The sequence below is a fragment of the Kitasatospora sp. NPDC101183 genome, assembly GCF_044767945.1.
In the GTDB taxonomy this organism is placed as follows: Bacteria; Actinomycetota; Actinomycetes; order Streptomycetales; family Streptomycetaceae; genus Kitasatospora.
Map to the genome: position 1 here is coordinate 113,449 of NZ_JBIWOW010000004.1, position 22,888 is coordinate 136,336.

25 protein-coding genes and 1 pseudogene are annotated in these 22,888 nt (G+C 74.2%); 13 read left to right on the forward strand and 13 right to left on the reverse strand.

The window, feature by feature from the left end; genetic code table 11:
- Window positions 1–42 precede the first annotated feature (42 nt).
- On the forward strand, window positions 43–780 hold the full coding sequence (locus ACIRRS_RS06185) for a tyrosine-protein phosphatase (RefSeq protein WP_402965812.1): 738 nt from the start codon (window positions 43–45) through the stop codon (window positions 778–780).
- A gap of 74 nt (window positions 781–854) precedes the next feature.
- Here the strand turns inward: ACIRRS_RS06185 and ACIRRS_RS06190 are convergent, their stop codons facing one another.
- A complete protein-coding gene (locus ACIRRS_RS06190; protein WP_402965815.1) occupies window positions 855–1,328 on the reverse strand; it encodes a nuclear transport factor 2 family protein in 474 nt (157 codons plus the stop codon).
- 42 nt (window positions 1,329–1,370) lie between these two features.
- Here ACIRRS_RS06190 and ACIRRS_RS06195 point away from each other — a divergent pair, with 42 nt between their 5' ends.
- Window positions 1,371–1,802 (forward strand): hypothetical protein, encoded by a 432-nt coding sequence (locus ACIRRS_RS06195; protein WP_402965818.1) that lies wholly within the window; start codon window positions 1,371–1,373, stop codon window positions 1,800–1,802.
- Window positions 1,803–1,805: 3 nt separating this feature from the next.
- Here ACIRRS_RS06195 and ACIRRS_RS06200 read toward each other — a convergent pair whose 3' ends face one another.
- Entirely contained in the window at window positions 1,806–2,021 is a 216-nt protein-coding gene (locus ACIRRS_RS06200) for a hypothetical protein (RefSeq protein WP_402965821.1), read from the reverse strand.
- A gap of 73 nt (window positions 2,022–2,094) precedes the next feature.
- Between ACIRRS_RS06200 and ACIRRS_RS06205 the strand changes: the two genes are divergently transcribed.
- Window positions 2,095–2,628, forward strand: a complete 534-nt coding sequence (locus ACIRRS_RS06205) for a GNAT family N-acetyltransferase (RefSeq protein WP_402965824.1) — start codon at window positions 2,095–2,097, stop codon at window positions 2,626–2,628.
- Window positions 2,629–3,308: 680 nt separating this feature from the next.
- Here the strand turns inward: ACIRRS_RS06205 and ACIRRS_RS06210 are convergent.
- Window positions 3,309–4,178 (reverse strand): pentapeptide repeat-containing protein, encoded by an 870-nt coding sequence (locus ACIRRS_RS06210; protein ID WP_402965827.1) that lies wholly within the window; start codon window positions 4,176–4,178, stop codon window positions 3,309–3,311.
- 118 nt (window positions 4,179–4,296) lie between these two features.
- Between ACIRRS_RS06210 and ACIRRS_RS06215 the strand changes: the two genes are divergently transcribed.
- A complete protein-coding gene (locus ACIRRS_RS06215) occupies window positions 4,297–4,947 on the forward strand; it encodes a GNAT family N-acetyltransferase (protein WP_402965830.1) in 651 nt (216 codons plus the stop codon).
- A 3-nt stretch (window positions 4,948–4,950) separates the two neighbouring features.
- Here the strand turns inward: ACIRRS_RS06215 and ACIRRS_RS06220 are convergent, their stop codons facing one another.
- Both ACIRRS_RS06220 and ACIRRS_RS06225 read right to left on the reverse strand, forming a co-directional pair.
- Window positions 4,951–5,736 (reverse strand): SGNH/GDSL hydrolase family protein, encoded by a 786-nt coding sequence (locus tag ACIRRS_RS06220; protein ID WP_402965833.1) that lies wholly within the window; start codon window positions 5,734–5,736, stop codon window positions 4,951–4,953.
- A gap of 258 nt (window positions 5,737–5,994) precedes the next feature.
- Window positions 5,995–6,345, reverse strand: a pseudogene (locus ACIRRS_RS06225) (winged helix-turn-helix transcriptional regulator); the annotation flags it as partial.
- Between the two features lie 103 nt (window positions 6,346–6,448).
- Between ACIRRS_RS06225 and ACIRRS_RS06230 the strand changes: the two are divergent.
- Together ACIRRS_RS06230 and ACIRRS_RS06235 are read left to right on the forward strand one after the other, a co-directional pair.
- A complete protein-coding gene (locus ACIRRS_RS06230; RefSeq protein ID WP_402965836.1) occupies window positions 6,449–7,663 on the forward strand; it encodes a pyridoxal phosphate-dependent aminotransferase in 1,215 nt (404 codons plus the stop codon).
- Window positions 7,664–7,683: 20 nt separating this feature from the next.
- Window positions 7,684–8,016, forward strand: coding sequence for a YnfA family protein (locus ACIRRS_RS06235; RefSeq protein WP_402965839.1), 333 nt, complete (start codon window positions 7,684–7,686; stop codon window positions 8,014–8,016).
- Window positions 8,017–8,073: 57 nt separating this feature from the next.
- Here the strand turns inward: ACIRRS_RS06235 and ACIRRS_RS06240 are convergent, their stop codons facing one another.
- The 3 genes from ACIRRS_RS06240 to ACIRRS_RS06250 all read right to left on the reverse strand — a co-directional run bounded on the left by ACIRRS_RS06240 (window position 8,074) and on the right by ACIRRS_RS06250 (window position 10,704).
- Window positions 8,074–9,741, reverse strand: coding sequence for a fibronectin type III domain-containing protein (locus ACIRRS_RS06240; RefSeq protein WP_402965842.1), 1,668 nt, complete (start codon window positions 9,739–9,741; stop codon window positions 8,074–8,076).
- A gap of 182 nt (window positions 9,742–9,923) precedes the next feature.
- Window positions 9,924–10,178, reverse strand: a complete 255-nt coding sequence (locus ACIRRS_RS06245; RefSeq protein ID WP_402965845.1) for a hypothetical protein — start codon at window positions 10,176–10,178, stop codon at window positions 9,924–9,926.
- 112 nt (window positions 10,179–10,290) lie between these two features.
- Window positions 10,291–10,704, reverse strand: coding sequence for a (2Fe-2S) ferredoxin domain-containing protein (locus ACIRRS_RS06250; protein WP_402965848.1), 414 nt, complete (start codon window positions 10,702–10,704; stop codon window positions 10,291–10,293).
- Window positions 10,705–11,005: 301 nt separating this feature from the next.
- Here ACIRRS_RS06250 and lepB point away from each other — a divergent pair, with 301 nt between their 5' ends.
- On the forward strand, window positions 11,006–11,707 hold the full coding sequence (gene lepB / locus ACIRRS_RS06255) for a signal peptidase I (RefSeq protein ID WP_402965850.1): 702 nt from the start codon (window positions 11,006–11,008) through the stop codon (window positions 11,705–11,707).
- A complete protein-coding gene (locus ACIRRS_RS06260; RefSeq protein WP_402965853.1) occupies window positions 11,697–12,695 on the forward strand; it encodes an AraC family transcriptional regulator in 999 nt (332 codons plus the stop codon). The genes lepB and ACIRRS_RS06260 overlap by 11 nt, the downstream gene beginning before the upstream one ends.
- A gap of 222 nt (window positions 12,696–12,917) precedes the next feature.
- Here ACIRRS_RS06260 and ACIRRS_RS06265 read toward each other — a convergent pair whose 3' ends face one another.
- Entirely contained in the window at window positions 12,918–14,573 is a 1,656-nt protein-coding gene (locus ACIRRS_RS06265; protein WP_402965856.1) for an FAD-binding dehydrogenase, read from the reverse strand.
- A gap of 330 nt (window positions 14,574–14,903) precedes the next feature.
- Between ACIRRS_RS06265 and ACIRRS_RS06270 the strand changes: the two genes are divergently transcribed.
- Window positions 14,904–15,848 carry an SGNH/GDSL hydrolase family protein gene (locus tag ACIRRS_RS06270; protein WP_402965859.1) on the forward strand — a complete coding sequence of 315 codons (945 nt, stop codon included), beginning with the start codon at window positions 14,904–14,906 and terminating at the stop codon, window positions 15,846–15,848.
- 196 nt (window positions 15,849–16,044) lie between these two features.
- Complete coding sequence (locus ACIRRS_RS06275) at window positions 16,045–17,895, forward strand: CocE/NonD family hydrolase (protein WP_402965862.1); 1,851 nt, start codon at window positions 16,045–16,047, stop codon at window positions 17,893–17,895.
- A gap of 5 nt (window positions 17,896–17,900) precedes the next feature.
- Here ACIRRS_RS06275 and ACIRRS_RS06280 read toward each other — a convergent pair whose 3' ends face one another.
- The gene (locus tag ACIRRS_RS06280; RefSeq protein ID WP_402965865.1) at window positions 17,901–18,218 is read right to left on the reverse strand and encodes a cupin domain-containing protein; all 318 of its coding nucleotides are present in this window, start codon (window positions 18,216–18,218) and stop codon (window positions 17,901–17,903) included.
- Between the two features lie 71 nt (window positions 18,219–18,289).
- On the opposite strand from ACIRRS_RS06280, the gene ACIRRS_RS06285 reads away from it, so the two are divergent.
- Complete coding sequence (locus ACIRRS_RS06285) at window positions 18,290–19,123, forward strand: hypothetical protein (RefSeq protein ID WP_402965868.1); 834 nt, start codon at window positions 18,290–18,292, stop codon at window positions 19,121–19,123.
- A gap of 127 nt (window positions 19,124–19,250) precedes the next feature.
- Window positions 19,251–19,544: a hypothetical protein gene (locus tag ACIRRS_RS06290; protein ID WP_402965871.1), complete on the forward strand. Its 294-nt coding sequence runs from the start codon at window positions 19,251–19,253 to the stop codon at window positions 19,542–19,544.
- A gap of 30 nt (window positions 19,545–19,574) precedes the next feature.
- Here the strand turns inward: ACIRRS_RS06290 and ACIRRS_RS06295 are convergent, their stop codons facing one another.
- Both ACIRRS_RS06295 and ACIRRS_RS06300 read right to left on the reverse strand, forming a co-directional pair.
- Window positions 19,575–20,471: an aminoglycoside phosphotransferase family protein gene (locus ACIRRS_RS06295; protein WP_402965874.1), complete on the reverse strand. Its 897-nt coding sequence runs from the start codon at window positions 20,469–20,471 to the stop codon at window positions 19,575–19,577.
- Between the two features lie 59 nt (window positions 20,472–20,530).
- The gene (locus ACIRRS_RS06300; protein ID WP_402965877.1) at window positions 20,531–21,385 is read right to left on the reverse strand and encodes a helix-turn-helix transcriptional regulator; all 855 of its coding nucleotides are present in this window, start codon (window positions 21,383–21,385) and stop codon (window positions 20,531–20,533) included.
- Between the two features lie 103 nt (window positions 21,386–21,488).
- On the opposite strand from ACIRRS_RS06300, the gene ACIRRS_RS06305 reads away from it, so the two are divergent.
- Window positions 21,489–22,232, forward strand: coding sequence for an SDR family NAD(P)-dependent oxidoreductase (locus ACIRRS_RS06305; RefSeq protein ID WP_402965880.1), 744 nt, complete (start codon window positions 21,489–21,491; stop codon window positions 22,230–22,232).
- Here ACIRRS_RS06305 and ACIRRS_RS06310 read toward each other — a convergent pair.
- Complete coding sequence (locus tag ACIRRS_RS06310; protein WP_402965883.1) at window positions 22,220–22,876, reverse strand: HAD family hydrolase; 657 nt, start codon at window positions 22,874–22,876, stop codon at window positions 22,220–22,222. The genes ACIRRS_RS06305 and ACIRRS_RS06310 overlap by 13 nt on opposite strands.
- Window positions 22,877–22,888: the final 12 nt, after the last annotated feature.

Below are 22,888 nucleotides of genomic sequence, written 5' to 3' on the forward strand. Positions count from 1 at the left end.
CTCCGGTCATGCCGCCCGGGCGAACCGCTACGCTTCCTGCACATGACGACGCGTCACCACCGTTTCGAGAAGTTGCACAACTTCCGTGACCTGGGCGGCTATCCCGCCGCCGACGGCCGGACGGTCCGCTGGGGCCGGCTCTACCGCTCGGACTCCCTCGGCAAGCTCGCCGACTCCCCCGCCGACCTCGCCCGGCTGCGCTCCCTCGGCGTCGGCACGGTCATCGACCTGCGCTACCCCTGGGAGATCTCCGCCAAGGGCCGCATACCGGACTTCGACGGGCTGGCGTACCACAACCTCTCCATCGAGCACCGCCCGTACGACCAGGCCGAGATCGACCCCGGCCTCGACCCCTGGCGCTACCTCGCGGACCGCTTCGGCGAGGTCGCCGAGGACGGGGTCAAGGAGATCCGCCAGACCCTGGACGTGATCGCCGCCGCCGAGGGCCCCGTCGCCTTCCACTGCGCCTCCGGCAAGGACCGCACCGGCCTGATCGCCGCCCTGCTGCTCACCCTCCTCGGCGTCGGCGAGGACCACATCGCCGCCGACTTCGCCCTCACCGAACGCGCCACCGCGCAGCTGGTCGCCGACTGGCACGCCGCCCACCCCGGCCGCACCCTGCGCTGGCCCGCCTACGGCCGCGCCCCGGAGACCGTCATCCGCCTCACCCTCGCCGACCTCACCGCCCGCCACGGCTCCGTCGAGGCCTACCTCACCGGCCCCCTCGGCCTCGACCGCCCCCAGATCGACGCCCTGCGCGCGGAGTTGCTCACCGCCTGAGGCCCGGTGGCGCGCACGGGAAGTCGGCCGGTCCGACGTCCCGTGCGCGGCCGGCGGCCGGCGGCCGGCCCGACTCAGCCGGGGAGCCGGGCCGTCTCCGCGCCGAAGGGGAGATGGACGGTGCGGGAGGCCAACAGCCAGGTGCCGTCCACCCGTTCGAAGACGTCCTCGTAGTGGCCCACCTGGGTCGGCAGCCGGGGCTCGACCATCCCGCCCGCGTAGCCGTCCACCCGGTACGTCGACAGGTACGCGACCGAGCGCGCCGCCGTCGGGGACTCCACCGTCACCAGCACATTGGTCATCAGCCGCCGCGACAGCCGGTCCGCCGGGCGCGAGCCGAAGTACGCCCGCAGCGCCTCCCGCCCCTCGACGCGGCGCTCCCCCGCCGGCCACCGCCACACCCCGTCGGGCGTGAACAGCTCGGCCACGGAGGCGGGTTCGCCGAGGTCGAGCCGGTGGGCGCAGTCCAGGACGATCCGCTCACAGGCCCGCTCCGCGAGCATCCGCCCGACCGGGTCCAGGGGGTGGGGTGCCATCTCGTCAGCCATGCCCCTTCCTGCCAGGCCCGGCGCCGTGACAGCGTGGGGGCCATGCCTCCGAGCGACCCCGGCGGGGAGTACGCGATCACCTCCCTGTACTCCCCCTCCGAAGACGCGTACGTCCTGGAGCTGAACCGCGTCGCCGACCAGCGGTTCGTGGCCGCGGCCGTCGTCCCCGACGAGGACCCGGCGAAGGAGCCGTACCTCAGCTTCGACCCCCGGGAGCCGGAGGTGCGCCTCCCGTACGAGGTGATGCGCTGGTTCATGGACCAGGTCGCCGAGGAGGTCGAGTTCGCCCGGGGCTGGATGCGGCTGAGGCCCGAACTCGTCGCGGTCGTCGGACCGTTGCGACTGCGCTACTCGGGCAGCATCAGCGAGGAGGACCTCCCCGGGGTACTGGCCGCGATCCGCGCCGCCGTCCCCGAGGAGGACGTCGCGACCGTGCTCGAAGCCGCCTTCCCCCGTTCCTTCGGCGGCTCCTGAGGCTCACACCTCAAGAACGGGCCGGACGGAGACTCCCGGCACGAGGGCGAACTCCCGTCCCTGCCAGTCGATCCGGGCCCGGGGGCACCGGTCGCCGTCGGACCGTTCGACGGCGACCAGGCGGCCGCCCGTCGCCTCGGCCGCCTGCCGGGCGACGCGGCGGGCGGTGGGAAGGTCGAGGGCGCACCAGCGGTCGAGGGTGAGGTCTGCGAGGTTCACGGGGCACAGCCTTCCACGAGTGAAGGACAATCGGATTGGCGGCTGATCAGCCCGCGTGATACCCCTCCGGATCATGGGCGATCTTGTGACCACACGACTCGTACTCCATCCCTTGAACCCCGCCGAGGCCGAGCGCCTGGCAGCCGGTGACGGCGGCCCCCGGCCGGCACCCGACTACCCCACCGACGGGGACGTCTCCGCCGCCCGGCGCTTCCTCAACACCTGCGCCGCCGACGGCGATCCGCGCCCCTTCGGCACGTACCAGATCCTCCTGCGCGAGAACGACCGGGTGATCGGCGGCGCCGACTTCCACGGCCCGGCCGACGAGACCGGCACCGTCACCATCGGCTACGGCCTCGTCCCCTCCGCCCGCGGCCACGGCTACGCCTCGGAGGCCCTCCGCGAACTCCTCCGCTTCGCCCGCGCCCGCGGCATCACCCGCGTCAAGGGCGACGCCGACCTCGACAACCACGCCTCCCACCACGTCATGACCGCCGCCGGCATGCACCCCACCGGCGAGGACGCCCACGTCCGCTACTTCGAGATCACCTGGCCCACCCCCCGCCGCCGCCTCCTGAGGACGGTGGGGGCGAGAGCGATGAGGTGAGTCGGTGGCAGCGGTGCAGCACGAGGAACCGCAGCGGGTGAGAGCGACACGCGGCTGAGAGCGTTCGGAGACGTCCCCCGGGCCCGACGGGCGCGAGGCAGGCAGCAGGGCGAGAACCACCAGAACAGGCCCGCTCCGGCGGGGTCGCCGGAGCGGGCCCGCGGCTTCTGGCGGAGCGGGCGCAGCAGAGGCCCAACAGCTGAAGCGCGCCGGTAAGCCGGGTTGCCATGGGCGCGTAATCGCCTGTCTTGCTGCCGCAGCCCGGCGGCAGCAAGACAGGCACGCTCGGTCGCCGTGGAGCCGGAGGGCTCCCACGCATCTACCGGCGGCGGGACGGGCGGCCGCCTCCGATGTACCTGCGCCCGGGGCCGGATCCAGTCGTGCCGGAGCAAGATGCCGAGCGGCGGGCTGGACAGCCGTGAGCTGGAGAGCGCCCAGGCCGCTACAGCGACGATCGCATGCCCCGCTGCCGCCGCCCGGCGGCAGCGGGGTGGTGAGCCGGGTTGCCGTGGGGTTGAAATCGCGTCCCTGCCAGCCGCCGTCCGGCGGCGGCGCGCTGGAAAGCCGGGTCGCCGTGGGAGCCGGGAACGCCCATGGCCGCCGCACCCGAATCGCCCGCCCCGCTGCCGCAGCGCAGGGGCGAGCTCGGCCGCCGTGGGAGCCGGGGGGCTCCCACGCCCCTACCTACGGCGGGACGGGCGGCGGCCGCCCGGGCGGGAAGCCGGGGCGGGGGTGGCCGTGGTGGGCCAGTGGGTGGGGCGGGTGAGGGTGGTGGGGAGGCGGGTGGAGGCGTCGCCGCGGGCGGCGGTGAGCTGGGACTGGGTGAGGAAGAGCGCCGTGCCCAGGTCCGCCCCGGCGAGGTTGGCGTCGCGCAGGTCCGCGCCCGTGAGGTCGGCGAGCCGCAGGTCCGCGCCGCTCAGGTCGGCGGCGACGAGCATCGCCCCGCGCAGGTTGGCCCCGTGCAGGTCGGCGCCGCGCAGGCGGGCGCCGAAGAGGTCGGCGCCCCGGTGTTCGCGGCGACGCGGTACGCAGGCCCGGGCGAGTTCGCTCGCGCGCAGCAGGAGTTCGGCGATCCGCCCCCGCAGTGCCGGTACGTCGACGGCCCGGATCTCCTCGGGGGTGCCGCCCGCCAGCCGGTCGGTCTCCTCCAGGGCGGCCCGCAGTTCCGCGTGCAGCGGCCGGGCGGCGTCGAGGGTGAGCGCCTCGGTGAGGTGGCGGAGCAGTTCGTGGAGCTGCCGCACGACGGGGAACACCTCGACCATGGGCGCCGCGCCCGCCGGGTCCTCGCGCCAGCTGCGCCCGCCGAAGGTGACCTGGGAGACCCGCTGCCCGGCCCCGAAGCACTCGTAGACCGTGCAGCCGGGGTAGCCCTCGCCGCGCAGCCGCTCGTGGATTCCGCAGCCGAAGTCCGTCTGCAGGTTGCGGCACGGGCTGCCGGCCCGCTTGTCGGCCGCGAAGTCGGTGCCGGCGGAGAAGGGCAGGGCGACGCAGCAGAGCCCGAAGCAGTTGCGGCAGTCGGAGTCGAGCGGGGTCGGCTCGGTCTCGGGCACGTGCGAGGGTCCTTCCAGCGGAACCGGAGCTGTGAACCCCAGAATTCTACTGGGCGGCCGAGCCCTCCCCGCGTAAGGTGTGCAACAGCATTTCACCTATAACACTCGGGGGACTCGCATGCTGGACCAGAGCACCACCGACCTCGTCCGGGCCTGGATGTCCGGCTGGACGGTCTCGCGCGGAGCGGCCGATCCGGTGGAGCAGCCGTGGGGCTGGACGATCGACGTCGGCGCGCCCGACCGGGAGGTGGCCCGGCACGTGCTGCCCGAGCCCACCGAGGCCGAGGTCCGCAAGATCGACGAGGAGACGACGGCCCCGACCACCTGGCTCAAGCTGTTCGTCGAGGACGCCGTGGTGCGCCCGTGGCTGGACGACCGCTGGCGCCTCGACCAGCCGGGTTTCCTGATGACCCTCCCGCTCCGCCACGAACCGGCCGCGCCCCCGGCGGGCTACACCGTGACCACCTGGGAGCGCGGCGGCGTCCTGCGGACGCTGGTGCGCACCGCCGACGGGCACTTCGCCGCCCGGGGCCAGGCGGGCCTGGCCGGCCCGGTGGCCGTGCCGGACCAGATCACCACCGCGCCCGAGCACCGCCGCCGGGGCCTCGGCCGGGTGGTGATGCGCACCCTGCAGTCCGCCGCGCACGAGCGGGGCTCCCGCACCGGCGTGCTGGTCGGCACCTCGGACGGCCAGGCGCTCTACCGCACGATGGGCTGGATCACCCGCTCCCCGATGGCGAGCCTCGTCCTGGACCCCCCGAAGCACTGAGAGCTACGAGTACGGCAGCAGCTCCGCCCGCTTCGGCGGCCGCCCGTCGCCGGAGGAGCGGCCGGTGAGGCGGCGCCCGAGCCAGGGGCCGAGGTGGGTCCGCAGCCAGCGGGCGTCGGAGCGCAGCTTCTCGCCGCGCCCGGCCGGGGCGGCGGGCGGCAGCGGGGCGCGCCAGTCGAAGCCGGCGGGGCGGCCGAGGGCCTCCAGCACTCCGGCGGCGACGCGGCGGTGGCCCTCGGGCGAGAGGTGGAGGCGGTCCTCGGCCCAGAGGCGGCGGTCGTCGAAGCAGGGCGCGGAGAAGAGGTCGACGACGGCGAAGCCGTCCTGCCGCCCGAGCTCCTGCACGAAGGACTTCATCCGCAGGATGGCGGGCAGCAGCCGGGCGCTGCCCGCGAGGCGGCGGGTGGGGTCGGTGCTGGTGAACAGGACGACGGTGGCGCCGGCGGCGCTCAGCTCGGCGGCGCAGTGGCCGAGGAGCCGCTCCACGCGCTGCAGGTCGCAGCCGGGGCGCAGCACGTCGTTGAGGCCGCCCGCGAGGGTGACGAGTTCGGCGCCCATCCCGGCGGCCGGGGCGAGCTGCTCGTCGTGGATCTGGCCGATGAGCTTGCCCCGGACGGCGAGGTTGGCGTACCGGAAGCCTCCGGCGGGGGTCTCGGCGGCGAGGGCGGAGGCGACGCGGTCGGCCCAGCCCTGGTAGTGCCCGTCAGGGAGCAGCTCGTCGCACATGCCTTCGGTGAAGGAGTCGCCGACCGCGACGTAACTGGCGTAGCTGCGGGGCGTGGTGGGCACGGGACGGCTCCGTTCTCCCTCGGAAGTGTTCACGGTCCGACGATCGTACGGGGGCGCACAGGGCGGCGCGTGCGCGGGGAGGCGCACGCTCATTCCGCGTCGACCGTCCGTTTATCGGCGGGCGCCATCCTGGTCCCACGGGGCGGCGGCCGGCGACGGGGGCCTTGCCGCCGCCCCGCTCAGCCCAGCCCTCCCCGCGTGCGCCGCTCACCCCGCGACGGTCGCGCCCCCGGCAGCCGTGACCCGAGCACCCGTGACCCAGTGCTCGCGCACCGCGTCGGTGGGCCGCTGCTCCCCCAGGGCCGGCAGCCCCCACTCCCCCAACGCCTCGATCACCGGCCGCAGTTCGCGCCCGCGCCCGGTCAGCTCGTACACCGTGCCGCTGGCCGGCCGCTCCAGCTTGCGCCGGGTCGCGAGCCCGTCGCCCTCCAGCTGCTTGAGCCGGGCGGCGAGGATGTCCGTGGAGACTCCGGGCAGGTCGGCGTGGAGGTCGGTGTAGCGGCGCGGGCCGGCGAGGAGTTCACGGACGATCAGGAGGCTCCAGCGCTCCCCCACCGCGTCCAGGGCGCGGGCGACGGCGCAGTACTGGTCGTAGCTTCGGCGTGACATGGGGATCAGCATAGCCAAGAGGTTGGACTTTCCAAGTACTCACTTGGTAGAACAAAGCATCAGCAGTGAATCGGGTGGTGCTCGGACGGTCGGGAGGCCGCAGATGGAGTTTCGGCAGTCGAGCAAACTGAACGACGTGTGTTACGAGATCCGGGGTCCGGTGGTCGACCAGGCCAACGCCCTGGAGGAGGCCGGGCACAGCGTGCTGCGGCTGAACACCGGCAACCCGGCGCCCTTCGGCTTCGAGGCGCCGGAGGAGATCGTCCAGGACATCATCCGCAACCTGACCCGGGCGCACGGCTACAGCGACTCGCGGGGCATCCTGCCGGCCCGGCGCGCGGTCGTGCAGTACTACCAGCAGCGCGGCGTCCAGGGCGTCACCGTCAACGACGTCTTCCTCGGCAACGGCGTCTCCGAGCTGATCCAGATGTCCGTCACCGCGCTGGTGGACGACGGCGACGAGGTGCTCGTGCCGATGCCCGACTACCCGCTGTGGACGGCGGTGGTCCGGCTCGCCGGCGGCAAGGCCGTGCACTACCTGTGCGACGAGGAGGCCGACTGGTACCCGGACCTCGACGACATCGCCTCGAAGATCACCGCCCGCACCAAGGCCATCGTCGTCATCAACCCCAACAACCCCACGGGCGCGGTCTACCCGAAGGAGCTGCTGGAGGGCATCCTCGATCTGGCCCGCCGCCACCACCTGATGGTCCTGGCCGACGAGATCTACGACAAGATCCTCTACGACGGCACCGAGCACCACTGCCTGGCCGCCCTCGCCGACGACGTCCTCACCCTCACCTTCAACGGCCTCTCCAAGTCCTACCGGGTGGCCGGCTTCCGCAGCGGCTGGCTGGTCGTCTCCGGTCCCAAGCAGCACGCCTGCGACTACCTGGAGGGCCTGACCATGCTCTCCGGCATGCGGCTGTGCCCCAACGTGCCCGCCCAGTACGCCGTGCAGGCCGCGCTCGGCGGCCACCAGTCCATCAACGACCTGGTCCTGCCCAACGGCCGGCTCACCGAGCAGCGCGACATCGCGGTCAAGGCGCTCAACGAGATCCCGGGCGTCAGCTGCGTCAAGCCCAAGGGCGCGCTGTACGCCTTCGCCCGGCTCGACCCGGCCGTGCACCGGATCGTGGACGACGAGCGGTTCGTGCTGGACCTGCTGCTGCGCGAGAAGATCCACGTCGTCCAGGGCACCGGCTTCAACTGGCCGCGCCCCGACCACTTCCGCTTCGTCACCCTGCCGCGCGCCGACGACCTGGAGACGGCCATCAACCGGATCGGGCGCTTCCTGGCGACGTACCGGCAGGTCTGAGCGCCGTAGGGTTGCCGACCATGACCGTCCTGCGCTCCGCCGCCCTGTTCGTGCTCGCCGCGCTCGCCGAGATCGGCGGCTGCTGGCTGGTCTGGCAGAGCGTGCGCGAGCAGCGGCCGTGGTGGCTGGCCGGGCTGGGCGTGGTGGCGCTGGGCGCGTACGGCTTCGTCGCCGCGCTGCAGCCGGACGCCAACTTCGGGCGGGTGCTGGCCGCGTACGGCGGGGTGTTCGTGGCCGGCTCGCTGCTGTGGGGCGTGGTCGTGGACGGCTTCCGGCCGAGCCGCTACGACGTGGCGGGCGCCCTGGTCTGCCTGGCCGGGGTCGCCGTGATCATGTACGGGCCCCGGCGCTGAGGCACTGGGCCCCGGCGCCGGGGCTGCGAGCCTCGGCGCCGGGGCCCCGACGGGGTGTTACCAGCCCCAGCCGCCGCCCTCGCCGTCGTCGTCGCGGTTGGAGTCCCAGCCCTCGCCGACCTTGCGCAGGATCGTGTAGTTGTCGATCTGCTTGCCGTCCTCGGTCAGCGCGGTGACCTTCATGGCCGACTTCTGGCCCAGGTGCGCCGGGGTGACGTCGACCTTGATGAACGAGTAGCCGGTGTAGCGAACCCGCGACCACTGGATGGTCTCGGTGGTCTTCACCTTGCCCTTGCTCCAGTAGTAGGTCTTGACCTCGTCCTGGTGGTTCTCGTGGCCCTCGTAGGTGTCGGGCACGTCGAACTTGTACAGGCTGCGACCGGCGGCGCCGGCCGTCACGTACACCACGCCGTCCTTCGCGGGCTCGAGGGTGGCGCCGCTGGGCACCTGCTTCGAGACCTTGTTGCCGAGGATGGCGTCGGTGCGCTCGTAGATGTGGTTGTGGCCGTTGATGACCAGGTCCACGCGGTACTTCTCGAACAGCGGGACCCAGGCCTCGCGGACGCCGCCCTCGGAGGCGTGCGCGACCGTGGTGGAGAAGGCGCAGTGGTGGAAGAAGATCACGACGAAGTCGATGGTCTCGTCGTTGCGCAGGTCCTTGAGGGTGCGCTCCAGCCACTTGGTCTGCTTGCCCGCCGAGATGCCGAGGTTGGCCGGGATCTCGTAGGAGACGTCGTTGGCGTCGAGGGAGATGACGCCGACGTTCTTGTAGCGGAAGGTGTAGACGCCGGGGACGGTGCGCGGGTCCGGGCCGTTGTTCGGCAGGTAGAAGCGGGAGTTCTCGCCGCCGTAGCCGTTCGGCGAGTACCAGGCCTCGATGTCGTGGTTGCCGTAGGCGACCATCCACGGGACCTCGGCGGCGACCGTCTCGGTCTGGACCAGGAAGTCGTCCCAGGTCTTCGCGTTGAAGACGGACTTGTCCGGGTCGGTGCCGGAGCCCGCCGGGTCGGCGTAGCAGATGTCGCCGGCGTGCAGGTGGAAGGCCGGGTTCTGGGCCTTGATGATGTGGTCGTTGCCCGCCGCGTGGGAGCTGACGCCCTGGTCGCCGAAGGCGGTGAAGGTGAACGGCTCGTACACCTTGCCCCAGCGGTGGTCGCGCGAGGGCGCGGTGCGGAAGGTGTGCAGGGTGGAGATCTGCTGCTGCGAGGCCGGGTCGAAGCCCTGGTGGCCGACACCGTAGTAGTACGTGGTGTCGGGCTGGAGGTCCTCCAGCGCCACGTGCAGGTAGTACTGGTCCACCGGCTGGCCGGTCGGGGTCAGCGCGGGGGTGTGGAGGGCGCGCACCTCGGCCTGGACCTTGTGGCTGAGGTCCCACGGGTGCTTGCCGAAGCGCAGGAACGGCTTCTTGACCGGGGCCGGCACCTGCCAGGAGATGCGGAACTGGGTGTCCGGCTCGGGGCCGAACTGGAGGTGGCGGCCGACCGGCGCGACCAGCGCGCCGTCGATGCCGGCCGTCGTACCGTCCGTCAGCAGCTGGGGGCTGGCGGGGGCGGCGAAGGCGGTGCCGCTGGCGAGCGTGCCGCCGACGGCGATGGCGCCCACGGTGACGGCGCCGGCGCGCAGCATGCGGCGACGGGAGAAACGGGCCCGAAGGTACTCGTGCTGCTCGGCCATGCTCATGCGGTCGGCGAGCTCGGCCGGCACGCCCATGTTGGGAATATCCATGCGCGGGACTCTCCCAGTGGAGCGTTGACCGCACACGGACGCGCGGTGAACGGGTCGCAGCGTGCGCCCCCTTCGAACACCAACGTTCGACCATGAATCGGTAAAGAGCATGTACACACCGGGGAGACAGCGCATCATTGCCCCCACCCGGACCACGGATTGACCGTGCGTCGGAAAGCCGCTCAGGAGGCCGGTTCGTCCCACCGGGTCGCGGCCCGGTTGCCGGTGCCGTCGCAGGTGCGGCAGATCTCGTCCCGGTACGCCTGCTTAGTGCCCGCCGCGTCCACGCGGTAGCGGACGTACACGCCGGTGCCGTCGCAGAGGAAGCAGTTGCCGCCCCCGCCGCCCATCTCGGTGGTGCCGGTGCCCTGGCACGTCCGGCAACTGAGGCCCGCGGTCCGCCCGGTGCCCGCACAGATGCGGCAGACCAGCGTCATCCTCGTCCTCCTGCCCCCGGAACCGCCCGATGCCTCCGGTCATGGTAGTGGTGACGCCCGCACGGGCGCCGGGGAGAAGCGGATCTGACGGATCGTCCGACGATATTCGCGGTCACTCCGGCAGGGCCTCACGGACGCGGCGCGAGACGGAGATCAGCTGGAGGTCGAGCAGGCCCGGCGGATCGGCGAGGCCCGGGCCGCCCGCGTGCACCCAGGAGGCGATCTCGTCGATCATCTCGTCGGCGATCACGAAGCCGAGCCAGACCGGACGGCCCCCGGCCGCGCGGCCCTCGCTGGAGGGGCCGACCACCACGACGTTGGACTGGGTGCAGACGTCCAGGCAGCCCACCGCCCGGACCCGGCCCGCCGAACCGACCGCCGTGCGCAGCCGCTCGAACTGGCCCCGGTGGTCCACACCCGGGTGCTTCGCCTCGGTGCCGCAGCAGCAGCCCCGGCAGACGGTGACGGTGACCGGGGCGCCCGCGCCCGTACGGCGGTCGCGGCTGTCGCGGTCTCGGCGGCTCATCGCTGGGGCTCCCCTCCTGGTCGGTGCCCGTGCGGCACCCGGGAACCCTATCCGTCGTCGTTCCCGCGCCGACCGGCACCCCTGCCCGCCCCGCTCCGCCCCCAACCCGGCAGCCCGCCCACGAACGGACGCACGCCGGAGCCCGCAGGCGGTCCCGCCCCGCCCTCCACCACCCCGCCCACGAACCGGTGCCGCCCCGGGCCGCGGCCGCCCCTCGCCAACCCACCTACCCCGCTCACGAACAACCGCGCGCCCCCAGCCCGTAGGCTGCCGGGACCGGATCGGGGGGAGGTCGGCGGCCGTGGCGAAGAAGACGCCGGGGACGAGGGTGCGCGGACGGCGCGCGGCGGCGGTGCTCGCCGTGCTGGGCGTGGCGAGCACCGCGCTCGGGCTCGGCGTGGTGCTCACCGGGGGCTACTCCGTCCACCGGATGGCCGGCGAGGCCATGGCCCCCGGCCTGCGGCCCGGCGACCGGATGCTCGCCGAACACGCCGACCCCCGCTGGGTCCTGCGCGGCGAGGTCTACCTGGTCGACTCCCCCTGGGACCTCCACGGCCGGATCGCCTCCCGCGTCCTGGCCCTCGGCGGCGACCGCCTCGTCTGCTCCGGCGGGCGGCTCACCCTCGACGGCCGCCCCCTGGACGAACCGCCCGCCCGGCAGGCCGGCACCTGCCGGGAGGACTTCGACGTCACCGTCCCCCTCGGCCGGGCCTTCCTGCTCGGCGACAGCCGCGCCGCCGCGATCGACTCCCGTACGTACGCCGGCGACGAGCACCGGGGCACCGTCGACCTCGCCCGGCTGCGCGAGCGGGTGGTCTTCCACACCGGCCCCGAGCCGCCCGACCTGCCCGGCAAGCTGGTCGGCTCGCTCGTGCTGACCGGCCTCGGCCTGCTCCTGTCGGCCTGCTCCGCCGCCACCGCCCTCCGGGCCCGCCGCCGCGCGGCCGCGGCCGCCGCCCCGGCGCCCGGCCCCGGAGTCGGGGAGGTCCTCCATGACCACTGAGGCCGAGGCCCCCGCCGACACCACCGGGCCGCTCTGCCTCTACGAGGGCGGGGACATCGAGGAGTTCCGCGAGGCCGTGAGCCACCGGCTCTCCCCGCACCGGCTGACCGTCCTCGGCACCCGGGACGGCCGGCACACCACCAGCCGCCTGCGCGCCTTCCACGAGGGCCGGGTGGCGCTCTACGACCTCCGCTACGGCGCGGCCGTGCGCCTGCGGACGGAGGAGATCCCGGACTTCTACAACGTCATCCTCCCGCACTCCGGCGAGGGCACCGTGATCGCCAACGGCACCGCCCTGCCCTCGCCGCTGTCCGTCGCCGGGCCGGGGGACGTCGTCCTGATGGAGTTCGGCCACCCTGCGCTCAACGGCGCGTTCGCGATCGCCCGGGAGGCGGTCGAGCAGTCGCTCGCCGCGCGGACGGGCGAGGTGCCCCGGGAGCCGGTGCGCTTCCGGCCCGCGCTCGACCCGGCCGATCCGACCGTCCAGGCCTGGCTCCAACTCATCCGGCACTTCCGGGAGTTCGTCGTCTCCCCGCTCGGCCGCCGCTCGCCCCTGGCGTTGGAGCACTTCGAACGGCTGCTGATCGAGGGGCTGTTGGACACACAGCCGCACTCCTGGAGCCGTACGGCGGCGGAGCACGGGCCCGCCGTGCTGCCGAGCGCGCTGCGCCGGGCCACGGACTTCTGCGCGGAGCACGCCGACCAGGCCGTCTCCGTGGCCGACATCGCGCAGGCGGCGCGGGTCAGCCTGCGCGCGCTGCGGGAGGGGTTCCGCCGCCACCTCGACACCACGCCGCTGGCCTACCTGCGCCGCGTCCGGCTCGACCGGGCCCACCAGGACCTGCTCGCCGTCGCGCAGGGCCGGGCGGCGGGCACCGTCACCGAGGTGGCCTGCCGCTGGGGCTTCACCCACCTCGGCCGCTTCAGCACCGAGTACCGCCGGGCCTACGGCCGTACGCCCTCGGAGACGCTGCGCCGTGCCCGCTGACCAGGGCGGCGTATGACTATCCAAAAAGTTACGGGTGGGGTGCACGGGAACGGATAGTCCCCGGGCTCCCCGCCCGGGCAGTCTGGATCCCTGCAACGGCCGCTGCGTCCCGTACGGGGGACGAGACGGACCGGCCGCTGCCGTTCCGGCGCCCGGGAGAGCAGTATCCGGGCGCCGGAACGACCGTCGGCCTCTACCCCCGGCCCGCTACCGCAGGACCCGCTACCCCACCGCCCGGGCCGCCGCCCGGCCCGCCGTGCGGCCGGAGAAGAGGCACCCGCCCAGGAACGTGCCCTCCAGCGACCGGTACCCGTGCAGGCCCCCGCCGCCGAAGCCCGCCGCCTCGCCCGCCGCGTAGACCCCGGGCAGGACCTCCCCGTCGGGGCGCAGCACCCGCGCCGAGAGGTCCGTCTCCAGCCCGCCGAGCGACTTGCGGGTGAGGATGTTCAGCCGGACGGCGATCAGCGGGGCCGCGCCCGGATCGAGGATGCGGTGCGGGGAGGCGGTGCGGATCAGCTTGTCGCCGAGGTAGCGCCGGGCGCCGTGGATCGCCGTGACCTGGAGGTCCTTGGCGAAGGGGTTGGCCACCTGCCGGTCGCGGTCCTCGACGGTGCGGCGCAGCTCCTCCGGGTCGATGAGCGGCTCGGGGGTCCTGGCGTTCATGCCCCGGGCCAGGTCGGCGAGGTTCCCCGCGACGACGAAGTCCGGCCCGTGCCGCAGGAACGCCTGGACGGGCCCGGGCGCGCCGGGCAGGGCCCGTCCGAGCACGCCGCGCACCGACCTGCCCGTCAGGTCGGGGTTCTGCTCGGAGCCGGAGAGGGTGAACTCCTTCTCGACGATGCGCTGGTTGAGCACGAACCAGGTGTGCTCGTGCCCGCTCGCCATGATGTGTTCGAGGGTCCCGAGGGTGTCGAACCCGGGGAAGAGCGGGACGGGCAGCCGCCGGCCGGTCGCGTCCAGCCAGAGCGAGGAGGGGCCGGGCAGGATGCGGATGCCGTGCCGGGCCCAGATCGGGTCCCAGTTCTCGACGCCCTCGGTGTAGTGCCACATCCGGTCGCCGTTGATCAGGTTCCCCCCGGCCGCGCCGGCGATGCCCAGCATCAGCCCGTCCACGTGCGCGGGCACGCCGGAGAGCAGCTTCGCCGGCGGGGTGCCCAGGCGCTGCGGCCAGGCCTTGCGGACCAGTTCGTGGTTGCCGCCGATGCCGCCGGAGGTGACGACCACGGCCTGGGCGCGCAGCTCGAACCGCCCGGCCACCGTCCGCGAGCTGGCCTCGCCGCGCGCGGCGGCGCTGGGCTCCAGCACCTCGCCGGTGACGGTGTCGGTGACGCCGGCCGTGGCGGCCAGCCCGGTGACCCGGTGGCGGAAGCGCAGGTCGACGAGGCCGCGCGCGGCGGCGGCGCGCACCCGGCGGACGAAGGGTTCGAGCAGCCCGGGCCCGGTGCCCCAGGTGATGTGGAAGCGCGGCACCGAGTTGCCGGGCCCGTCCGCGAGTTGACCGCCGCGCTCGGCCCAGCCGACGACGGGGAAGAACCGCACGCCCATCGCGTGCAGCCAGGCACGCTTCTCGCCGGCCGCGAAGTCGACGTAGGCCTCCGCCCAGCGGCGCGGCCAGGCGTCCTCGGGCCGGTCGAAGCCGGCGGTGCCGAACCAGTCCTGCCGGGCGAGGGCGTGGGAGTCGCGGATGCGCATCCGGCGCTGCTCGGGCGAGTCGACGAGGAAGAGGCCGCCGAAGGACCAGTGCGCCTGGCCGCCGAGCGAGGCCGCGGGCTCCTGGTCGAGCAGGACCACCTTCCGCCCGGCGTCGGCGAGTTCGGCGGTGGCGGCGAGGCCCGCGAGGCCCGCTCCGATGACGATGACGTCGGCGTCCAGGGCCATGCGCAGTCCTCCGTGGCGGCTCACGGGCGGCGGCGCGCCGGGGTGGGCGCCGTCGATGTGCGCCCGATACTGCGGCCTGGGGTGACGTCCGGTCAACCGGCCGGTAACAAGCAGCGGCGGGAATTCCGCTCCGACCCGTTTCGGAAATCGCTCCGATACGCGGCGGAGCGGAATTCGAAATATCTCCGGCCGCCATCTGACGGAATTTCGGGAATTCCCGCCGAAAGCATGGACGCGGGCGAAACCTGGCAGTAACTTACCTGCGAGTAGCTGTGGCCGCGGCTCCGCACGACCCCCACACCCTTCGTTTCTCTCCCCCAGGAGGAACCCGTGCTCAGCCCTGCCCGGAATTCCCGCCCGCCCCGCCGCGTACGCAATTCCACCGCCCTCGCCGCCGTCGCCCTGGGCGCCACCCTCGCGCTCACCTCCGCCACCGCCCAGGCCGCCGCCCCCGCGCCCCGGCACTACGTGGCGCTCGGCGACTCCTACGCCGCCGGGGCGGGCGTGCCCGGCCAGTCGGCCGGCCTGTGCCTGCGCTCGGACCACAACTACGGCCACCTCGTCGCCGCCTCCCTCGGGGCGAAGGCCTACACCGACGTCACCTGCTCCGCCGCCAAGGTCAAGGCGATGACGCAGCCGCAGTACGACGCCTTCCTGAAGGTCAACGACCCGCAGCTGGACGCGGTGACCGCCGACACCGACCTCGTCACCCTCGGGATCGGCGGCAACGACCTGGGCGTCACCGACCTCGGCGTGGGCGACGTCATCGCCACCTGCGTGGCCGGGGCCGTCGTCAACCCGCTCGGCACGCCCTGCCGGGACGTGTTCAACCACGGCTACTGGGACTGGAGCAGCCTGTCCTGGCAGTACGGCCAGGACGACCTCGCCGCGCGGATCGAGGGCGCCCGGCCGCAGCTGGCCGACGCGCTGCGGCGCATCCACGCCAAGGCGCCCCGGGCCAAGGTCCTGCTGGTCGGCTACCCCTCGGTGCTCCCGGCGGACGGCGCCTCCTGCGTGCTGCGCCAGCCGATCGCCCCGCGCGACATCCCCTACCTGCACGCCACGCTCCAGCGGCTCAACGCGATGCTCGCCTCCACGGCGGCGGCCAACGGCGCCGTCTACGTGGACACCGCGACGCCGACCGCCGGGCACGACGCCTGCTCGGACGACCGCTGGGTGGAGGGCGCGCTGCCCGGCTCGCCCGCCGTGCCGTTCCACCCGAACGCCACCGGCGAGAAGGCGATGGCGGACGCGGTGCTCGCCGCGCTGCGGTAGCCGTACCCGCCTCAGCAGGCAACCCGGTCAGATTCCTGACCGGGTTGCTTACTTTTCCGAGTTGCATGGTTTCCCTGGTCAATTTCCACCCCCGGTCAAGCCCCACTCCGGGTCAATTCGTCAGGAAATCAGCCGAATCCTCCCCTAGGGTCGAAAGGGTCGAACTGCCGAGGCCCGGGACCCGATGGGAGCGGCCATGCCGTCCTACCCCTTCCACACCACCCGCGAGGACCTGCGCATCCCGCTGCCCGACGGCACCCGCCTCGCCGCCCGGGTCTGGCGCCCGGTCGGCGAACAGCCCGTCCCCGCCCTCCTGGAGTACTCCTCCGGCCGCCTCACCGACCGCACCGCCGCCGAGGACGCCCGCCGCCACCCCTGGTACGCCGGCCACGGCTACGCCGCCGTACGCGTCGACACGCGCGGCCACGGCAACTCCGGCGGCCTGCCCGGCCAACCCGGCGACGAGACCGAACTCGCCGACGGAGCCGCCGTCGTCGACTGGCTCGCCCACCGCCCCTGGTGCACCGGCCGCCTCGGCCTGCTCGGCGTCGGCGCCGCCGGCACCACCGCCCTGCGCCTGGCCGCCCGCACCGCCGACACCGTCGCCGCCGTCGTCGCCGCCTGCCCCGAGGGCGGCCACCGCCTCGGCGGCGCCCTCCTCGCCGACGACCTGCACACCCGCCTCACCGCCCTCGTCGCCGACGCCGCCCTGCCGCCCGACCCCCGCCACGCCGGCGACACCTGGCGCGCCGACTGGCTGGCCCGCCTCGAAGCCCTCGAACCGCCCGTCGACACCTGGCTCGCCGCCGGGGACCCGAGCGTCCCCGTGCCCGTCCCCGTCCTCGCCCTCTCCGGCTGGGGCGACCCCTCCTGCTCCTTCGTCCTGCGCCTGCTCGCCGGCTCCCCCACCGCCCGCGCCCTGATCGGCACTTGGCCGCACGGCCTGCCCGAGGCCGCCCTGCCCGAGACCCTGCGCTGGTGGGACCACTGGCTGCGCGGCCAGGACACCGGCGCCCTGGACGAACCCGCCCTGCGCAGCCGCCTCGGCACCCGCTGGACCGCCGAGGAGACCTGGCCCTCCCCCGACGTCCGCGAGATCCACTACGGCCTCGACGGCCCGCTGCGCACCGCCGGCACCGCCTCCGACGACCGCTACGTCCACGTCCGCTCCCCGCAGCACACCGGCCTCAACGCCGGCGCGTACGTCCCGCACGGCCGCCCCGCCGACCAGCCGCCGGACCAGCGCGAGGAGGACGGCCGCTCGGTCTGCTTCGACTCCCTGCCGCTGCCCGAGCCCGTCGAGCTGCTCGGCGCCCCGGTCCTGAGGCTGCGGCTGCGGGACCGCCCGGACGGCGGCCCCGCCCAGCTCACCGCCCGCCTGTGCACCGTCGGCCCCGACGGCACCTCGCGGCTGCTCACCCGGGGCGTACGGGTCGGCGCGGGCCCGGACGCCGAGGTCGAACTCGCCGCCTGCGCCGCCACCGTCCCCGCCGGGCACCGGCTGCGCCTCGCGCTCTCCTCCGTCTACTGGCCCTGGGTGTGGCCGCCCGCCGAGGACTCCGGCTACGCCGTGGACCCGTCCCGCTCGGTGCTGAGCCTGCCCGTGCGCCACCTCGCCGCCGACGTCGGCGCCGCGCCCGTCACCTTCGAGGAGCCGGCGCTGCCCGAGCCGCTGGACGTCCACCTCACCGAACCGCTCACCGCCCGGCCCGAGCGCGTGACCGTCCACGACCTCGGCCGCCAGGAGTGGCGCACCGACCTGTCCCCCGCCTCGGACGGCACCCGCACCCTGCCCGACGGGCTGGTCCGCGACGAGCACACCGTCACCGCCTACCGCGTCCTCACCGACGCCCCGCTCAGCGCCCAGGCCCGCACCGACCACACCGTCCGGCTGGAGCGCCCCGACCTCGGCTGGGACGTCACCGTCCAGACCCGCACCCAACTGCGGTGCGACGCCGGGCACTTCCTCAGCGTCGTCCAGCTGCGGGCCCTGGAGGCCGGTTCGGTGGTGTTCACCCGCGAGTGGCGCCACCGGGTGCCCCGGTGACCGGTTCAGTCCTCGGGCACCTCCACGATCAGCAGCGTCCCGGAGCTGCCCGCCCGCACCGAGTGCCGCGCACCCGCCGGCACCCGGCACAGCCCGCCGGCTCGGAGGCTGAACTCCGCGCCGTCCAGCTCCAGTTCGAGCCGCCCCTCGGCGACGAACAGCACCTCGTCCGTCCCGTGCACCTCGGGCGGCAGCTCCCGCCCGTCCATCCGCAGCAGCTTCACGGCCGCCGTCGCGACCCTCGCCAGCACCACCGACCGCCAGGCGTCCGGCAGTTCGGCCGCACGGGCGTCGACCTCGATGTTCTCGCTCTCCGCATCCATGATCGGGGACGCTACCGGGGCCGCCGGGAAAGGTGGTTGACCGGAGGGTAAAACCTGCCAGGATCGGCCCGGTGAACGCCCGCACGCTCTACGACAGCCTGCTCGACTCCGACGGCCCGTACGAGGGCGCTGTCGACCACTGGCTCGCCACCGGGGCCACCCCCGAGTACCGCGCCCGGCTGCACACCGCCGCCCGCCACGGGACCGGCTGGTGGGCCGGCAAGGACGGCGACGGCCGCCTCGTCGAAGAGCTCTACGCCCTCGGCAGGATCGCGGACTACCTCCTCCTCGACCCCCACATCCCGCCCTACCTCCGGCTGTTCACCGACCTCGGCATGACACCCTTCGACAGCGCGGAAACCGGCTTCGACCCGTTCCTGCACGAGATCGCCGAGGTCGAGCAGGCCGAGGACGAGCACGCCCCGATCGAACTCCTCGCCGTCCGCACCCCCGGCCTGATGCTCGGCGAACTGCTGTTCACCCGGGCCCGCGTCCACGTCCGCGCGGGGGCCGCCCACGCCGAACGCGGCATCGCCGACCGCTCCGCGCTCTACTGGACGCACCGCCGCGCCGACCGCCCCACCCACGACCTCTCGCACGGCTGGGGCAACAACTCCCAGTGGAGCACCGACCTCAGGCTCGACTACCGCACCGCCGAGGGCGACCGGCTCAACGTCGCCGGGGAGCACCCCATCGACGGCGACCCCGCCCTCCCGCAGGAGCACCCGCACAACCTCGGCCCCGACGAGCGCCGCCTCACCCCCGCCGAACGCCGCGAACTCCTGCGCCACCGCTGCCTGTTGCGCGTCCCCGCCGACGAGCAGGCCCGCCCCGGCCTCCCCCGTTGGGCGGACGACCTGTGGGTCTACGACTGGCGACTGCCACCCGAGGAGACCGCGTCGTGAATGCTCGCACGAGGAGTCGGTGAGGCTCGACGACCGAAGACCCGTTCGGATGCGCACGGTTGCCGCTCGGCCACTGCCCGTTGAGGCTGATGGCAAGTGTTCCGACACAGCCCCAAGGAGACCCTTCATGTCCGTTCGACGTCTCATCGCCTCCGCGGCCACCGCCGCCGCCCTGACTCTCGTCCCGCTGGCGATCGCCGCGCCCGCCGCCCACGCCGCCAGCGTTCCGACCTACACGTGCGACCTGGTCAGCGTCACCGGCGGCCTCGGCCACTGCGCCGCCTCGAACGGCGCTCCCGCACAGGGTCCGTTCACCAACGCGTTCATCGTGGCGCGGCTCGGGCCCATCCCCATGGACATCTTCTGCCTCGAAGGCATTGCGGAGACTCCCGATTCCGTCTTCTGCGCCGTACCGGCGTGACGGGAGCCCGACCCCGCGCCCACCGCCCGCCTAGTCCCTGCTGTCGATGACTTCGCCGATCACGTACCGCGCGGTGTCCGCCATCACCGGGTTGCTCCGGCGGTAGTACAGCAGCTCGTTCAGCGCCACCGACAGCGCCCAGCCCCGCCCCCGCGCCCACGCCGCGTCGTCCGCGCCGACGGCCGTACGGAACGCGGGGCGGGCCGAGGCCGGCAGCACGTACCAGGCGGGCAACAGGTCCACCGCCGCGTCCCCCAGGCCCGCGCAGCCGAAGTCGATCACGCCGCAGAGCCGCCCGTCCGGCGCGACCAGCAGATTGCCGGGCTGGAGGTCCGCGTGGATCCACACCGGCGGGCCTCCGGCCTCGGGCGCCTCCAGCGCCTCCTCCCAGGCGTCCTCCGCCGCGCCGACGTCGATCACCCCGCACAGCTCGGCCAGCGTGGCCGCGATGCCCGGGGCGCGGTCCCGCAGCGTCTCGGCACGGTACGAAGGCGGCGCGCCCTCCGGGTGCACCCAGTGCAGGGCGTTGGTGAACTCCGCCAGGTCCAGGGCCAGTTGCCCGGGCGCGTCCGGCCGCCCGGGCCTCGGGTTCACCCCCTCGCGCCACAGCAGCACGGACCAGGGCAGCGGGTACTCCTCCGTCGGCCCGCCCGTGCCCAGCGGCTCGGGGACGGGCACGGGCAGCCAGGGCGCCAGGTGCGGCAGCCACCGCTGCTCCCCGAGGACGTCCTGCGCCGCCGAGGGCCTGATCGGCAGGCGCGCCACCAGTTCCTCGCCCAGCCGGAACATCGCGTTGGTGGAGCCGTGGGACTCCACCCGCTCGATCGGCAGACCGGCCCACTCGGGGAAGCTCCCCGCGACCAGCCGGCCCACCAGGGCCTCGTCCACGTCCACCTGGTTGGCGTGCATCCTGCGGTTCGTCGCCATGGGACCCGACGATGCTCCTGAACCGCCGCCCCCGGCAAACGGATTAAGCCGGGCAGGGCCTACGCCCGCACCGCCAGGTCCTGGTGGCCGACCACCTTGAGCAGCCGCAGCGCCGAGTGCGACGGCGTGCCGGGCGCGGCCGTGTAGAAGATCGTCCACTGGTCCCGGTGCGGGTCGTGCAGCGCCTCGCAGTCGAGGTCCAGCGGGCCGACCACCGGGTGCAGGATCCGCTTGTGGGAGGAGCGGCGCACCTCGACGTCCTGCAGCGCCCACAGCTCGCGGAACTCGCCGCTCCCCGCGCGCAGCCGCTCGATCAGGCGGCGCACTCCGCTGTCGGCGGGGTAGCGGGCGGCGGCGGCCCGAAGGTCCGCGACCGCGCGGCGCGCGAACCGCGACGCGTCCGGCTCCGGGTGGCGGGCACGGGAGGTCGGGTCCGTGAAGAAGCGCCACACCAGGTTGCGGTCGGCGGGCGCCAGCGCGGAGAAGTCGCCGAACAGCGCGGCCGCCATGGCGTTCCAGGCCAGCACGTCCCGGGCGGCGCTGCACACCATGGCGGGGGTGTCGTCCAGCCGGTCCAGCAGGTGCAGGACGCCCGGCCGCACCTCGCGCACCAGGCCGCTCGGCGGCAGCGGCGGCTCGCCCACCAGGTGGTGCAGGTGCGCGCTCTCGTCCTCGGACAGTCGCAGCGCCCGGCAGATCGCCCCGATCATCTGCCGGGACGGGCGCGGCCCCCGGCCCTGCTCCAGGCGGATGTAGTACTCCACCGACATGCCCGCGAGCTGCGCGACCTCCTGGCGGCGCAGGCCCGGCGTACGCCGGCGGCCGCCGGCGGGCAGGCCGACGTCACAGGGCTGGACGCGGGCCCGCCAGGCCCGCAGGAAGGCGGCCAGCTCCGCCCGGTCCACGTGTTCCACGCCGCAAGTCTCGCCCGCGCGCCGCCCGTTCACCATGGGACCGCCGATACCACCCTCGACACTGCCCTCCCGGCCGCCGTCCGCCGCCGCCACCGTGGAGCCCATGACCCGCACCGAACACCGCATCGTCCTGATCACCGGCGCCACCCGGGGCATCGGCCTCGCCACCGCCGCCGAACTCGCCCGCGCCGGGCACACCGTGCTGATCGGCGCCCGCGACCCCGAGCGCGGCCGGGCCGCGGCCGCCGGGCTCGCCGACCAGGGCCTCGCCGCCCGGCCCGTCCACCTGGACGTGACCGACCCGGCGACGGCCGCCGCCGCGGCCGCGCTGATCGACGCCGAGTACGGCCGTCTCGACACCCTCGTCAACAACGCCGGAGTCGCCCGGGACTGGCGGCGCGCCCCGCAGGACCTGCCCGTCGAGGCCGTCCGCGAGACGTACGAGACCAACGTGTTCGGCGTCGTCACCGCCGTCAACGCCCTGCTGCCGCTGCTGCGCCGCTCCCCCGCCGCGCTGATCGGCAACGTCTCCAGCGGGCTCGGCAGCTTCTCCCACTTCCTGGCCCACCCGGACTCCCCGATCTGGGAGCACGCGACCTTGCTCGCGTACAACTCCTCCAAGGCCGCGCTCAACGCCGTCACCCTGGTCTACGCCCGGGCGCTGCGTGAGGACGGCATCAAGGTGTGCGCGCTGGAGCCCGGTTACTGCGCCACCGACCTCAACGACAACTCCGGGCCCGCCACCGCCGAGGAGGGCGGGCGCCGGGTCGCCCGGCAGCTCGGCGAGGCGTTGACCGGGGCGTCCGGGCGGTTCTTCAACCCCGAGGGCGGCACTTACGACTGGTAGGCGGCGATGAGGGCGGGGAGTTGCCGCATGTCGTGGAAGACCACCGTGTCCGGCCCCGCCAGCCGCTCCGCCGCCGTGACGCCGCCCGCGTAGCCGAGCGCGCGCATCCCGGCGGCGCGGGCGGCCAGGACGCCGGGGCCGCTGTCCTCCACCACGAGGCAGGCGGCCGGGTCGACGCCCATCGCCTTGGCGGCGTGCAGGAAGAGGTCGGGCGCGGGCTTGCCGCGCCCGACCTCGGTGGCGCTGAAGATCCGGCCCTCGAAGCGCCCGTACAGCCCGGTGCGGCCCAGGGTGTGCCGCATCTTCGCGTGCGTGCCGCTGGAGGCGACGCAGGTCGGCAGGGCGAGCGCGTCCAGCGCCTCCGGCAGGCCGTCCACCGGGGTCAGCCCGGCGTCCACGGCCTCGGCGTGCAGCGCGCGGAAGCGCTCGTCGAAGAGCGTCGCCGCCGCCTCCCCGAACCGCTCGGCGACCATCGCGTGGTTGGCCGCCTCCGACCGCCCGACGAACCTCTCGACGACCTCGGCCTCGCTCAGCGGCCAGCCGAGTTCGGCCGTCAGCCGCGCGACCACGCGCACGGCGATGACCTCGCTGTCGACCAGGACGCCGTCGCAGTCGAATATCACCAGGTCAATCGGCTTGATCATCCGAATCATCGG

Coding starts and splice junctions, on each gene's coding strand:
- ACIRRS_RS06185 (WP_402965812.1), top strand. CDS start 43: ATGACGACGCGTCACCACCGTTTCGAGAAGTTGCACAACTTCCGTGAC.
- ACIRRS_RS06190 (WP_402965815.1), bottom strand. CDS start 1,328: ATGGCTGACGAGATGGCACCCCACCCCCTGGACCCGGTCGGGCGGATG.
- ACIRRS_RS06195 (WP_402965818.1), top strand. CDS start 1,371: ATGCCTCCGAGCGACCCCGGCGGGGAGTACGCGATCACCTCCCTGTAC.
- ACIRRS_RS06205 (WP_402965824.1), top strand. CDS start 2,095: ATGGGCGATCTTGTGACCACACGACTCGTACTCCATCCCTTGAACCCC.
- ACIRRS_RS06215 (WP_402965830.1), top strand. CDS start 4,297: ATGCTGGACCAGAGCACCACCGACCTCGTCCGGGCCTGGATGTCCGGC.
- ACIRRS_RS06230 (WP_402965836.1), top strand. CDS start 6,449: ATGGAGTTTCGGCAGTCGAGCAAACTGAACGACGTGTGTTACGAGATC.
- ACIRRS_RS06235 (WP_402965839.1), top strand. CDS start 7,684: ATGACCGTCCTGCGCTCCGCCGCCCTGTTCGTGCTCGCCGCGCTCGCC.
- ACIRRS_RS06240 (WP_402965842.1), bottom strand. CDS start 9,741: ATGGATATTCCCAACATGGGCGTGCCGGCCGAGCTCGCCGACCGCATG.
- ACIRRS_RS06245 (WP_402965845.1), bottom strand. CDS start 10,178: ATGACGCTGGTCTGCCGCATCTGTGCGGGCACCGGGCGGACCGCGGGC.
- ACIRRS_RS06250 (WP_402965848.1), bottom strand. CDS start 10,704: ATGAGCCGCCGAGACCGCGACAGCCGCGACCGCCGTACGGGCGCGGGC.
- ACIRRS_RS06260 (WP_402965853.1), top strand. CDS start 11,697: ATGACCACTGAGGCCGAGGCCCCCGCCGACACCACCGGGCCGCTCTGC.
- ACIRRS_RS06265 (WP_402965856.1), bottom strand. CDS start 14,573: ATGGCCCTGGACGCCGACGTCATCGTCATCGGAGCGGGCCTCGCGGGC.
- ACIRRS_RS06275 (WP_402965862.1), top strand. CDS start 16,045: ATGCCGTCCTACCCCTTCCACACCACCCGCGAGGACCTGCGCATCCCG.
- ACIRRS_RS06280 (WP_402965865.1), bottom strand. CDS start 18,218: ATGGATGCGGAGAGCGAGAACATCGAGGTCGACGCCCGTGCGGCCGAA.
- ACIRRS_RS06290 (WP_402965871.1), top strand. CDS start 19,251: ATGTCCGTTCGACGTCTCATCGCCTCCGCGGCCACCGCCGCCGCCCTG.
- ACIRRS_RS06295 (WP_402965874.1), bottom strand. CDS start 20,471: ATGGCGACGAACCGCAGGATGCACGCCAACCAGGTGGACGTGGACGAG.
- ACIRRS_RS06305 (WP_402965880.1), top strand. CDS start 21,489: ATGACCCGCACCGAACACCGCATCGTCCTGATCACCGGCGCCACCCGG.
- ACIRRS_RS06310 (WP_402965883.1), bottom strand. CDS start 22,876: ATGATCAAGCCGATTGACCTGGTGATATTCGACTGCGACGGCGTCCTG.